The following is a 13,285-nucleotide window of genomic DNA, read 5'->3' on the forward strand; positions in this document are numbered from 1 at the left end:
GTTTCGTTCATTATGACTAACCTGCCATTTTGTTGAATAAAAAAGGAGCTCCAAAGCAACTCATGTTGTACAACTAATGCATGAGTTAGTTACATAAGAAAGTTTCATTTCAACTTTATCTCATCTTCATTTCATCTTTACATAGTCTGGTTATCCTTGTACCTGTAACACCCAATATAACTATGAAAAGAGGTTTTAAAATGGTAAAGCATAAAACAAAATTATTCACTGTACTTGGAATCTCAACAGCATTATTAGTAGGAGCTGGCACTACATACGCTGCTCAAAAGGAAAAAAACGAGTCAGTAAAAACTGTACGATCTAATCAAAATAAACAAGTAAAAACAACAGTAAAAGCACCAAGCGCTAAAGAAATTCAATCGGTATTAAAAGGTCAACCTACACCTTCAAATATTAAAGTGGAAGGCTTTTTTTCTACAAAAGGTCAACCTGATTATACTGCAGATTATTTTTTAAACGATGGAAAATTATTTTCTATATTAAAAATAAACGCACAAGAATTAAAACAAGAATTAGCAACAGGAAAGACTGTAGTTGAGATTGCAGCTTCTAAAAACGTTTCTAAGCAACAAGTGATTGATGTTATTGCAAAAACACAGGTTGATGCACAAATTCAAGGTGGAAACACTGGCGATCATTCAATGGAGCAAATGTTAAAAGATATTGAACCAAAAGTATTACAAGTCATCGAGCATAAAACTGAAACTCCATGGAAGAAATAAATTAACCAATCAGTAATATAACTATGGTCTCCCCTACCATACAATAAAAGAACCCTATTCTTCTTCTAAGAGAACAGGGTTCTTTCTTTTTGCTTCCTTTTCCTCTTACAATTTAATAATTTCCTTATAGAACTATACTGCCCGATAGTATGCGTTAGCTTGAAATAAAAAATCGCCCTTTTGACTAGGGCGATCCAACAAAAAGAATTGTATGCTTAAATTTTTCAAACACATTTTCACTTATTTTTATTTAAACAAAAATAAAATAATACACCATCCGACGTATTCATGACCCCGTACCTAGCATCATGTAAGTCCAATATATTTTTTGAAATGGCAAGTCCTAACCCAGTGCTACCTTCTGATCGTTGTCTAGACGTATCTCCACGATAGAAACGTTCCCAAACTTTATCTAATTGGTCATTTGGAATATGTGACCCCTTATTTTCCACACTTACTTTCACTAGTTCATCTTCAATTGTCGTTGAAATATAGATATGTTCATGAACAGGTGTATAGCGGATCGCATTTGTTATATAGTTCGTGATGACTTGTTCAATTCGATGTTGATTTGCGAACACTTCGATTGAAGTTAAATCTTTATGAATCGTAAGTTCCTTTTCCACAATTTCTAAAGATAATTGACTACAGATTTGATCAATTACTTTATCAATTAAAAAGGGCTCCATTTTCATTTTATACGTTCCAGACTCGTATTTTGCAAGGTCAAGCATATCGACAATTAATAGATCCATCTTGTCGACTTCCTTTTCCATCGCTTCAAAATAATAGTCCTTCTTATGACTAGCAACACCGTCTTTCAGTATCGATATACAGCTTTTCATAATACTGAGTGGAGTCTTCAATTCATGAGAGACACCTGAAATGAACTCTTTTCTTGTATTTTCTAATTGCTTTTCTTTCTCAATATCTTGTTGTAGTTGTGTAATATGTGAGTGTAGCGTATTTGAAAGCAAATTAATATTCTGAGATAAGTCGCCTTACTCATCTTTCGAATGATATTCAATTCGTTCTGAAAAATCTAAGTGCGCAATTTTTCTTGTTGTATCGTTAATTCTTAATAAGGGTCTTGCAATTTTGATTGAATAATAAATGGATGCCAAAATTGTAAGAAGTAAAACAAACGCAATTATATAGACAAAATAATCTTTTACCATCCGCACAGCTTCATCTACTGGTTGTAAAGAAGCCATTGAAAAAATATAATTTGTTTCACCATTTTCATCTTTAACCGGATCGATAAATAATTTATACTTGATTCCATTTTGTTCATAATCAAGCGTTTTGAACATTTCGTACTTAGTTTGTTCATCAAACAATAAGCTCGTTTGAAATTCATTAATACGATCCATAAATAAGTTATTTCTATAAATAATGCTAGAAACATCATTCCGATCAGGAATCCGAACAGTTTGTACAATTCCTTTCCGTTGATGGATATCCGCAATATATTTTTGGGATAGTTCTACTTTTTCCTTTAAATCGAATTTCTTATTACTAACTTGAAGGGACTTATCAATATTTTCCCATATGGATTGATTAATCCAGTATGAATTACGTTGAACTACGTAAAGATAATAAGGGATTGTTACGTTATGTTTCTCAATCGTATTAACATCTACAATATCACCTTTTGAAATAGGTGGAGTATCCTTTAACAGGTCGACTTCTTTTAATAAATGATACAAAGGAATCTTTATTATTTGATTTGAATTTTTATTAGTTCCTATCTTAATTTCCACATAATAATCTTGTGCTGTTTTTATATTTCCATTTTGATCTAGTGTTGTAATCCATGTATTTTGAGCACGATAAAAGTCTTGCTCTAATTGCTGGATTGTTTGAACATTACCTTTACTTTTTAGGTATTGTTTCTCAAATGATTTGATACTTGATTTTAGATCATTTACTTTACGATTGGCATAGTATTGTTTAAAAAAGATTGTTTGACCAATATAAATGGATCCAGTGATAAGCAAACATAAAGTTGTTGTTAATAAAAACAGTTTTAAGACTATCCCAAATTTCATACGGTTTCCTCAAATTTATATCCTGTTCGAATGATCGTTGAAATCAGTTTTGATTTACTGCCTAATTTCGAGCGTAAATTACGTATATGTGTATTAATTGTTCGATCATCACCATTGTAGTCATAACCCCAAACCTTTTGCACGAGTTGTTCCCTTGTAATCACAATCCCCTGGTTTTGCATTAAATAAGTTAATATTTCAAATTCAGTATGGGTTAAATTGATATTTTCACCATCTACTTGGACTTTCCGTGAAGAAAAATCGACCGATATGCCTTGTTTAGATAATGTAACTTTTGAGTTCTGATTCGTTTTATATCGACTTTCAAGCAAACGTTTAATTCTTGCCAGCAAAATTGGAGGACTATAAGGTTTTGTAACATAGTCATCGGCACCTAACTCAAACCCCAGAAGTGTATCATCCTCATCAACACGTGCAGTTAACATGATAATTGGTACATTTGAAGTTTTACGTATTCTTCTACAAACTGCCCAACCATCGACATTCGGCAACATGATATCAAGAAGAATGAGATGAAAATCTTGTTCTTGAAATAACTCCAATGCTTGTTCACCATCAATCGCTTCGATTACTTCATGACCTTCATTTACTAAATAATCTTTCACTATTTCACGTAAAATCGTTTCATCTTCTACGATTAAGATTTTGTACTGCATTATTTTCCCACACTTTCTTTCGAAACTTTACTTTTCCCTTATTTTATCCAATTATTATTTAATATCTGAACGATTCCACTGTGAAAATAGCTACCAAGAACAAACTTACTTAACTGAAGACCTAATTTTCAGTTCATTAAGATACGTATGCATGTGAGTTTTAGTTTCTTGAAACTTTTTACTAGAATTCAGGATATTTATAAAATCGCCTGTTCCGAAAAAATTATAGACTAATGAGATAAAGATGAGATAAAGATTTAGCGAAAAAGTAATTAAAAAACAAAAATAAAAGCTAACAAATTTGTTAGCTTTTAAACTTTATTTTTAATATTTTTCACTTGCATTGCAACAAATAGGATAAATACTTGATTAAAAAAGGATATCTTAATCCTTTTTTAAACTATTAATATAGTTAAAAGCTTATGCTACAAGGCCATTTTTTACCAACAAATTTAATTATATTTCCATGGAATTGATAACTAATTTTTTCACGTTCTTATTCAACTAAACTGCCATTATGTTGAATAAGGCATCTATCGTATATTTCTTATTTTTATATAAAATCATCCACACAAAGAGGCCTATAAAATCCCTCCTAGAAATAATTCAAAAGAGTAAGCTTATAGGCCATTTATTTAAAAAAATATAAAAATTACTGTCTGCAATTAATTAAAACCAAGAACGTCTTCTACTGCTTCTTATCATATTCCACATTTCTTTTTGGTGATCAGGATCTTGTGGGTTTACGTTACAATTCATTAGCCATTGAGCCGCGTTTTCACGTTGTTCTGCAGTTATTGATACACTGCAGCAATCGGATAGTCTATCGATCATATGACATGCACCTTCTCGGGTTTTTAAATCATTTTTACGATATGATCGAAGAATACTATAAATACGTGGAAACTTGCGAGGATCACAAACTTTACCACAAAATTCTCTCATTAAGCTTGGGTCAAGATTTCCCATAAAGCCACTCCTTTATTGTTTAAACCATTAACTAAAATGACATACACACATATATTTTTTCAACAATGTAGTATATGCCGTCAAGGAAAATAAGGACAAGGCGTTTAACTAGAAATCGCAAATTAGTCACTTGTCTCATATTTTTTTAGATAATGACTTAAAGTCAATAAGGGCCAAATATGACGATAACTATGGTAATTTATATAAAAATGACCTGGTAATCCTCCACCTGTTGGATAGGTCAATCGCTTATCATGGACCTTTAACCAGTTTAAAATGTTTGCGATTCCATCATCAATTTCACTAGTGGGATAATCGTTGATCGAAATGAGCGTATCTACAACCCATGATGTATGAACAATTGTCGAATAAGAAAGAGGGATATACTTTCTTTCTATGTCACTTTTACAAGATTCACCCCAGCCACCATCTTCGTTTTTTATATTGAGTAGCCAGTTATTAGCTATTTGAATGCTAGGGTGACTTGAAGGGATTCCGACCGATTTCATACCAGTAATAGCGGCCCATGTTCCATAAATATATGAAATTCCCCAACGACCATACCAAGAACCATCTTCGTGTTGATGATGGATTAACCAATTAACCCCATCCTCAATTCTTGGATGAACCATATTTAACTTTAATTTGGATCCAAGAAATTCGAGTGTTCGACCAGTCAAATCTGCTGTAGATGGATCGACTGCAGTATCAACAAAATTTTGGATAGGGAAGATGAGTTTTAAGTACTTGCTACTGTTTTTTTCAAACGATGCCCATCCGCCGTCCTTATTTTGCATATCAAATAACCATTTCACTCCAGCGTTCCAAGATTTTCGATAATCGGCATCTATTAAAGAGAAATCCGTTGTTGCTCTTAAGACTGCTTGTGTATCATCTACATCAGGATTTTGAGTATTGCTGTCTGAAAATCCCCATCCACCTAAACAAATCTTATGGTCTTTCTCGACAAGTGTATGTTGGAGGGAGACTAAGTAGTTAGAAGCGGACTCGATCGCTTTATCATTTATTGGCACACCTGCTTCCTGCAACGCGTAACTAGTGAGTGCTGTATCCCATATTGTCGAAGGGGAATTTTGGATATGAAGGGAATCTTCCAATTCAAATAGGAAAGATTTTATACCTAAAACAGCATTTTGAGTTACGGGAGAAGTAGCTTGATAGCCTAATGAAAGAAGTGCATAAATTCCAATAAAAGTAGCGCTGGCATAACTAGATAATGTTCCATCCCTTTCAATATTTTGAAGAATATATTGCTCGGCCTTCTTAATAGCCACTTTGGATAATGAATTAATGAAAGGCACTTTAAAATTTGGGAATTTCCGCTTTTTGTTCATCGCTTTAAATTTACTGTTTGTAAACAAATGTTGTATTGTAGGCGTCCATTTATTTTTAATCGTAAATCTTTTTTGTCCTAATATTAAAAGTGGAGCAAAGTGGAATCGAACATAAGAACTAAATTTAAAGAAGGACAAAGGAAAAAACTTTGGTAAATTCATTAAAAGGAGAGGGACTGGAAAAAAACTGGGCCATGGATACAATTCATGTAAAGCAAGCATAAATTTTGTGGAGATGTGTACACTCTCTAATCCTCCATTTTGACGAATGAACGCTTCTGCTTTCTTCATTTTTTCATCTGTAATTTCTATATAACCCGAAAAAAGCAACGCGGTGTAAGCTTCTACAGTTACGGATAAATTTCCTGAGTCATCATCAAAAAGCTTCCAGGCCCCACTGACGTCTTGCTTTATTAATAAACGATTTACCAGTTTCTTAATTAGTTCTTCATCATGACAATCAATCGTTCTTAAAATAATAATCATATAGGCATCTGTCATAGGACCACTCTCGAAACAATATTTCCAAGATCCATCATCACTCTGATCCAATTTAATTTTATCTATTAAACTATCTATCTCAGTTCTAACTTTCTCCGATAAATCCATTTTTAATCTTCACCGCCAACTGATTGTGATCCCTATTTTTTTACGTTAAAAATTATAAATTGGCAGCAGGGAATCTAACTCGACGTGGTTGCCAATTTTAAGGGTTAAGTATAAGTGCAACTACGCCTCTGACTTCACCTAAAAGGTTCTTCAGTCAACGAGTTTTCTTTATATAGATATGTATATGGCTATCAATTGGGGCGGGCAACTATCTGTACAAATCTTTTGTTAAGAAGTAAAAACAGTTAATTAATTTTTGATTACAGAGATTAAGTGTAAAAAATAAAAAGGAAGTATCTCAGAAAGCAAGAATACTAAAAAATACCCTCTATTTAAATTTCCAATATTTAGTAGTGTGGCTTTTTTCGTTTTATATAAGGAAGGGTGGGGATAAAAAATGGAAAGAGATTATTTAATTAAACCATTACTTGGCCAGCATTACCCTATGATTTCGCATGGAAAGGGTGTGTACCTATTTGATAAAGATGGTAATAGGTATATTGATGGTTCATCAGGCGCAATTACTGTAGGTATTGGGCATGGGGTTGAAGAAATCATTGATGTTATGACTGAACAAGCAAAACAAGTTTCTTTTGTTTATCGTTCACAGTTTACTAGTGAACCTGCTGAGAAGTTAGCAAAGAAGCTGAGTGATATCACTCAAGGTGATTTAAATTGGACGTTCTTTGTTAATAGTGGTACGGAAGCAACAGAAACTGCTATGAAACTAGCGATACAGCATTACCAAGAAAAGGGAATGAAGGGGAAGAATAAAATCCTCTCACGCTGGATGAGCTACCATGGCATAACAATTGGAGCACTATCTATGTCGGGTCACCCTTTAAGACGTCAAAGATTTGTACCAATCTTGGAGGATTACCCTTCAGTTTCACCACCATATTGTTATCGTTGTCCTTTCAACTTAGAACATCCATCTTGTGATTTAGCGTGTGCAACTGAATTGGAAACAGCTATTGATCGAATTGGCCCTGAACATATTGCAGCGTTTATTGCTGAACCAATTATCGGTGCTGCAGGTGGTGCGATTGTACCATCTAAAGGTTATTACCAAAGAATTAAAGCTATTTGTGAAAAGTATGATATTTTACTGATTGCAGACGAGGTTATGACTGGCCTTGGACGTACTGGGAAAATGTTTGCAATGGAGCATTGGGGTGTTCAGCCTGACATCGTTACGCTTGGAAAAGGATTAACATCTGGCTATACACCAATGGCTGCAATGATTGCTAGTGATCGAGTTATTGAACCGATTATGCAAGGTTCAAAGCTTGTAATGAGTGGACATACTTTTAGTGCCAACCCACTATCAGCTGCTGTTTCATTAGCCGTTATTGAGTATGTTGAGAAACATAATTTAGTACAAGCCGCAGAAGAAAAAGGTAATTATCTGTTGAATAAGCTCCAAGGATTAAAAGAGAAATTTCCATACATAGGAGATGTTAGAGGAAAAGGTTTGTTAATTGGCATTGAATTTATACATGATATTAAATCAAGTTCCTTTATTCAAAAAGTAATGAGTAAGGGGTTACTTTTATACCCTTCTGTTGCTGGAAAAAATGGAAAAGAAGATTCAGCTTTCATGATTGCACCACCTTTAACGATTACTTATGGAGAACTGGATGAATTGCTTCAAATTCTTACAGAGGGTTTAAAAGAATTGGAAATGGAACAATCCCATCTAACTTATACAGCTCAGGGGGAAATCGTATGAATTTAGTTGAAAATACTTATAAAAAAATAGCAACAATGGAACAAATTCTTCAATTTTTTCATGACGACATGACACTAATGGTTGGAGGATTTGGTGGAGTCGGTTCACCGCCAACTTTACTTCAAGCATTATTTGATAGTGGAGTTAAGGATCTTCACTTGGTTTGTAATGATACTGGATTTCCGGACATTGGTATCGGAAGGATGGTAAGGAATGAAAGGATTAAGTCAATTGTGACATCTCATATAGGATCGAATCCGTTTGCAGGAAAATTAATGACGGAAGGTAAGCTCAATGTAGAATTTTCTCCGCAAGGTACGTTAGCAGAGCGTATCCGAGCTGGAGGAATGGGGCTTGGAGGGGTATTAGTAGATGTAGGTCTTGATAGTATGGCAGAAAACGGTAAAGAGAAAGTATCTGTAAAAGGTAAACAATTTCTAGTTGAAGAAGCTCTTAAAGCAGAAGTCAGTATTATTTTTGCAAAGAAAGCCGATCCATTTGGAAATTTGGTTTTTGACAAGAGTGCAAGAAATATGAATCCTCATATGGCTATGGCAGGGGATATTACGATTGTAGAAGCAGAAGAAATCGTTCCACTTGGCTCGTTGAATCCTGAGGAAATCGTAACTCCAGGTGTGTTTGTTGATTACATAATTTCATCAGAAGGAGTGAACTGGAAATGGGCATGGGAATAGACTTTCGTCAAAAAATTGCAATGCGAGCTGCTAAGGAAATAAAAAACGGAATGATCGTAAATTTAGGAATTGGAATTCCATCCATTGTTCCTGATTACTTACCGGAAGATGTACATGTTATGTTCCATGCGGAAAATGGCGTTATGGGAATTGGACCGAGTCCCGAAAAAGGAAAAGAAGATGAAAATTTATGTAATGCAGGTGGTTTTCCGATAACTGTTCTAAAAGGATCTAGCTATTTTGATAGTGCTACTGCTTTTGGCATTATACGAAGAGGCTTACTAGATTTAACAGTTCTAGGGGCATTACAAGTTAGTGAAAAAGGAGATTTAGCAAACTGGATAGTACCTGGAAAGCGTGTACCAGGAATAGGTGGAGCGATGGATTTAGCTCAAAAGGCTAAAAGAGTAATAGTCGTTATGAATCATACCGATAAAGCTGGAAATCCAAAAATTGTGAAAGAATGTAGTTTACCATTAACATCCAAATCTTGTGTTGATTTAATCATAACTGAAATGGCTGTCATTGAAGTAGTCAATGATACTTTAGTGCTTAAAGAATTAATGAGTCCATATACTGTAGAGGATGTAATCGAAAAAACTGGTGCCAAACTAGAAATTAGTACAGATTTAAAAATGTTTATATAGAAAAGGGTGAAGTGGATGAGTCATTACAAAAAAGTTATTCAAGATTATATAAGTGATCATAAAGAAAAAACAATTGATCTTCTTAGACAGCTAGTTATGGAAAATAGTGTGTCTGGTAATGAGAGTAAGGCACAAGCAATTGTCCTTGAAAAGCTGAGAGAGCTTGAATTGGATTTAGACGTATGGGAACCAGATCTAAAAGAAATGAAAGAGCATCCTTATTTTATTTCAACAAGAGATAGTTTTACTGGTAGTCCTAATATTGTTGCTACGCTTAAAGGAACGAGCGGAGGGAAGTCCATGATCCTAAATGGACATATTGATGTTGTTCCAGAAGGAAATATTCAGCAATGGACTTACTCACCTTACAGTGCAACCGTTGTAGATAACAAGCTTTATGGGCGTGGGGCAACTGACATGAAAGGTGGAAATGTTGCGCTAATTTTAGCAATTGAAGCAATAAAAAGAAGTGGAATTACACTAAAAGGTAATGTTTATTTTCAAAGTGTAATCGAGGAAGAAAGTGGTGGTGCTGGTACACTTGCTACAATTTTGCGAGGATATACAGCTGATGGTGTTATTATCCCTGAACCAACAAATATGAAGTTTTTCATTAAGCAGCAAGGATCAATGTGGTTCCGTCTTAAGGTAAAAGGTAAGGTAGCACATGGAGGTACTCGTTACGAAGGTGTAAGCGCTATCGAAAAAAGCGTACTCATCATTCAACAAATCCAAAAACTTGAGCAATTACGAAATGAACGAATAGCTGATCCGTTATATGATGGAGTACCGATTCCGATTCCAATTAATATTGGAACAATTCAAGGTGGAACATGGCCATCTTCTGTTTCTGATTTAGTGACTTTAGAAGGAAGATTCGGAGTAGCGCCAAATGAAAGATTAGAAGATGCGAAAATAGAATTTGAGAATTGGATAGATAATATTAAAAATCTTGATGATTGGTTCGTAGAAAATCCTGTAGAAGTAGAGTGGTTTGGAGCAAGATGGGTTCCTGGTACTGTTGAAGCTGATAGTGAATTAGTGCAAACTTTGCAACGAAACTATCTTGAAACAATGAAACAAAACCCAGTCGTTGAAGCTGCACCATGGGGAACTGATGGTGGATTATTTACACAAATTTTAAATATTCCAATGATTGTTTTTGGACCAGGGGAGACAAAAGTAGCTCACTACCCAGATGAATTTATTGATTTAGATCAAATGTTTTTAGCTGCAGAAATCATTGCCTGTACATTAATTGACTGGTGTGGAGTTGAGGGCCAACAACAAGAAGGTGAGGGAGCATATGAAAACGAAAAAGTATTATGAAACAATTAAAGTTCAACAGGAAAACTATTATTTCGAAGGTGCTTTAGATTATTTTAATGAGCGAATTCGAGTCGATTTTTACTTAGGGAATGTATCACTACTAATCGAGAGAATAGAAAAACTAGCAAAAGAAAACAAATTTACTAAGCTGATTATTAAAGCAAGAAGTGAACATTTATATTCCTTCTTACAATCAGGATATATGATTGAATCTGCACTGAAAGGCTATTTTCAAGGTAGTGATGGCTTTTTTGTTACGAAATATGTCAGCCAGGATCGAAGAAATAGTCTTTATTGGGCTGCTGGAGATGACATTTTAGATGCTGTATTAAAGAGTGATCGATCAAAAGAAAAAGTAATTCCTGACGATTATGTTTTACGAAGAGCTGAAAAAAATGACTCAACTAAACTTGCAAAATTATATGGTCAAGTTTTTAAGGTATATCCTACACCTTTAAATGAATCCGCTTATGTTGAAAAGACGATGGATGAAGGGACTATTTATTGGATTTATGAGAAAGATGGAAATATTGTAAGTGCAGCATCTGCTGAAGTGGACTTCGGTCAAAGAAATGCCGAGCTAACAAATTGTGCGACACTTGAAGAGCATCGTAAGCATGGATTGATGAAAGAGTTAATGAAGAAGTTGGAACAGGATTTAGTAAGCCAATCAGTTTATTGCTCTTATACGATCGCGCGATCATTATCATATGGAATGAATGCAGCCTTTCATCAATTAGGGTATAAGTATACTGGAAGAATGACAAACAACTGCTATATCTTTGATAAATTAGAAGATATGAATGTATGGGTGAAGGATCTTTCAAAAGTAGTCTTTTAATGTCAAACTGCCGAAAAATGAGCGTCAAATTGCTAATTTTTCGGCAGTGAAAGGATGGTTATGAAATGAACGCAACAATTCCAACTAATGAAATGATTAGTGCCATATTAAACAGTATCGATGAATCAATTCACGCAGTCGACAAAAATGGAATGACTATATTTTATAATCAAGTTGCGGCTGACCATGATGGTGTTTCAGTTGAAGAGGTTCTGGGAAAGCATGTACTAGAAGCTTTCCCTTCTTTAACGAAAGAAACAAGTACCTTACTGAAAGTACTAGAAACAAAGCAAGCGATTATTCAACAGCCTCAACGCTATGAAAATATTAAAGGCCATTTTATTGATACAGTTAACACGACAATTCCAATTATTTTGGATGATCAATTGATCGGTGCTGTTGAAATTGCAAAGGATTATTCTACAATTAAAACGCTTGGTGAGAAGGTTTTAGACTTACAAGCGAGAATTAAACCGCAAGTGAAAAAAGGAAAAGCTAAACAAATTCACTCATATACGATCTCAGATATATTAACGGATGACCCTGCATTAATGGCCGTTAAAAATCAAGTAGAAAAGGTAGCAAATGCAGACTCTGCAGTACTGGTAGTTGGTGAAACTGGAACTGGAAAAGAACTTTTCGTACAGTCAATTCACTATTGTTCAAATAGAAGTGAAGGCCCTTTTATTGCTCAAAACTGTGCTGCTTTACCAGAATCATTATTGGAAAGTATACTATTTGGTACGACAAAGGGTAGTTATACGGGAGCGATAGATCGAGCAGGGTTATTTGAACTTGCAGATGGTGGAAGTTTGTTTTTAGATGAACTAAACTCAATGCCATTAGAGCTTCAAGCCAAGCTATTAAGAGTACTAGAGGATGGAGTTGTTCGCCGGATAGGTGATCAAAAGACTCGTAAAGTTAATGTAAGGGTAATCGCTGCAATTAACGAATCACCTTTAGATTGCGTTCAAAACGGTATCATGCGACCGGATTTGTATTATCGTTTGAATGTGTTTTCTTTGTTCATACCGCCTTTAAGAGAAAGGAATTATGATATCGAGCTGCTCACGTCTCATTTTGTTGAGCAATTCAATGAACGTTTCTCAAAGAATATTCGTAATGTAGAACATACTGTATTTGAGTTATTCCACCAATATAATTGGCCAGGTAATGTCCGAGAACTAAAGCATACGATTGAGCATGCTATGATTATGGTAGAAGGGCATACTCTTACAGTTAAACATCTTCCGATTCAACTACAACAAATTAAGAAAAGTACTGACACTAAAGGAGTTCAGCCTTTACGTTCTGCAATGCAGGAGATGGAAATTTCACTTATTAAACAAGCATTGCTACAAACGAATTCTAATATTCAACAAGCTGCAGCGCTACTTGAAATACCTAGGCAAACTCTTCAATATAAGATTCAAAAGTTAAATATCGTAGTTTAAACTACATTTAAATCTCTAAAAAATCTAGTTTTAGCACTTCATTCTATAGCCAAACCGCCTAATTTTAGGCGGTTTTATTATTTTTGATTCATCTTGAGAAGATACCAACTTAAGATTTTAACTTTAAAAAATAAAAAAACAGGCTGAATAGTTTGAATTTTCTATATTTGTGGCGTTTTTATT

9 protein-coding genes and 2 pseudogenes are annotated in these 13,285 nt (G+C 34.4%); 7 read left to right on the plus strand and 4 right to left on the minus strand.

Features of this window, described 5'->3' with window-relative positions:
* Window positions 1-398 precede the first annotated feature (398 nt).
* Window positions 399-743: pseudogene (locus CN946_RS19055) on the plus strand (hypothetical protein); the annotation flags it as partial.
* Between the two features lie 236 nt (window positions 744-979).
* Here the strand turns inward: CN946_RS19055 and CN946_RS19060 are convergent.
* From CN946_RS19060 to CN946_RS19075, 4 genes and pseudogenes are all read right to left on the minus strand, one after another.
* Window positions 980-2,794, minus strand: a pseudogene (locus CN946_RS19060) (sensor histidine kinase).
* Window positions 2,791-3,471, minus strand: coding sequence for a response regulator transcription factor (locus tag CN946_RS19065; RefSeq protein WP_098232390.1), 681 nt, complete (start codon window positions 3,469-3,471; stop codon window positions 2,791-2,793). Before CN946_RS19065 ends, CN946_RS19060 begins: the two are co-directional and overlap by 4 nt.
* A gap of 669 nt (window positions 3,472-4,140) precedes the next feature.
* A complete protein-coding gene (locus tag CN946_RS19070; RefSeq protein WP_098862532.1) occupies window positions 4,141-4,440 on the minus strand; it encodes a hypothetical protein in 300 nt (99 codons plus the stop codon).
* A 122-nt stretch (window positions 4,441-4,562) separates the two neighbouring features.
* On the minus strand, window positions 4,563-6,404 hold the full coding sequence (locus CN946_RS19075; protein ID WP_098862533.1) for a terpene cyclase/mutase family protein: 1,842 nt from the start codon (window positions 6,402-6,404) through the stop codon (window positions 4,563-4,565).
* Between the two features lie 397 nt (window positions 6,405-6,801).
* Here CN946_RS19075 and CN946_RS19080 point away from each other — a divergent pair, with 397 nt between their 5' ends.
* The 6 genes from CN946_RS19080 (at window position 6,802) to CN946_RS19105 (ending at window position 13,102) form a co-directional block, all read left to right on the plus strand.
* Window positions 6,802-8,136, plus strand: coding sequence for an aspartate aminotransferase family protein (locus tag CN946_RS19080; protein ID WP_098862534.1), 1,335 nt, complete (start codon window positions 6,802-6,804; stop codon window positions 8,134-8,136).
* On the plus strand, window positions 8,133-8,831 hold the full coding sequence (locus tag CN946_RS19085) for a CoA transferase subunit A (protein ID WP_098862535.1): 699 nt from the start codon (window positions 8,133-8,135) through the stop codon (window positions 8,829-8,831). The genes CN946_RS19080 and CN946_RS19085 overlap by 4 nt, the downstream gene beginning before the upstream one ends.
* Window positions 8,816-9,478 (plus strand): 3-oxoacid CoA-transferase subunit B, encoded by a 663-nt coding sequence (locus CN946_RS19090; RefSeq protein WP_098862536.1) that lies wholly within the window; start codon window positions 8,816-8,818, stop codon window positions 9,476-9,478. The genes CN946_RS19085 and CN946_RS19090 overlap by 16 nt, the downstream gene beginning before the upstream one ends.
* Window positions 9,479-9,493: 15 nt before the next feature.
* Window positions 9,494-10,807 (plus strand): peptidase, encoded by a 1,314-nt coding sequence (locus CN946_RS19095; protein ID WP_098862537.1) that lies wholly within the window; start codon window positions 9,494-9,496, stop codon window positions 10,805-10,807.
* Entirely contained in the window at window positions 10,785-11,648 is an 864-nt protein-coding gene (gene ablB, locus CN946_RS19100) for a putative beta-lysine N-acetyltransferase (RefSeq protein ID WP_098862538.1), read from the plus strand. Before CN946_RS19095 ends, ablB begins: the two co-directional genes overlap by 23 nt.
* 65 nt (window positions 11,649-11,713) lie before the next feature.
* Complete coding sequence (locus CN946_RS19105) at window positions 11,714-13,102, plus strand: sigma-54 interaction domain-containing protein (RefSeq protein ID WP_098862539.1); 1,389 nt, start codon at window positions 11,714-11,716, stop codon at window positions 13,100-13,102.
* The last annotated feature ends 183 nt before the right edge of the window (window positions 13,103-13,285 follow it).

The sequence above is a fragment of the Bacillus sp. AFS053548 genome (assembly GCF_002575105.1).
Classification (GTDB): domain Bacteria; phylum Bacillota; class Bacilli; order Bacillales; family Bacillaceae_G; genus Gottfriedia.

Excerpts from the sequence above, each read along its gene's own strand:
- CN946_RS19075 (WP_098862533.1), bottom strand. The coding sequence starts at position 6,404 with ATGGATTTATCGGAGAAAGTTAGAACTGAGATAGATAGTTTAATAGAT.
- CN946_RS19065 (WP_098232390.1), bottom strand. The coding sequence starts at position 3,471 with ATGCAGTACAAAATCTTAATCGTAGAAGATGAAACGATTTTACGTGAA.
- CN946_RS19080 (WP_098862534.1), top strand. The coding sequence starts at position 6,802 with ATGGAAAGAGATTATTTAATTAAACCATTACTTGGCCAGCATTACCCT.
- CN946_RS19095 (WP_098862537.1), top strand. The coding sequence starts at position 9,494 with ATGAGTCATTACAAAAAAGTTATTCAAGATTATATAAGTGATCATAAA.
- ablB (WP_098862538.1), top strand. The coding sequence starts at position 10,785 with ATGAAAACGAAAAAGTATTATGAAACAATTAAAGTTCAACAGGAAAAC.
- CN946_RS19070 (WP_098862532.1), bottom strand. The coding sequence starts at position 4,440 with ATGGGAAATCTTGACCCAAGCTTAATGAGAGAATTTTGTGGTAAAGTT.
- CN946_RS19105 (WP_098862539.1), top strand. The coding sequence starts at position 11,714 with ATGAACGCAACAATTCCAACTAATGAAATGATTAGTGCCATATTAAAC.
- CN946_RS19090 (WP_098862536.1), top strand. The coding sequence starts at position 8,816 with ATGGGCATGGGAATAGACTTTCGTCAAAAAATTGCAATGCGAGCTGCT.
- CN946_RS19085 (WP_098862535.1), top strand. The coding sequence starts at position 8,133 with ATGAATTTAGTTGAAAATACTTATAAAAAAATAGCAACAATGGAACAA.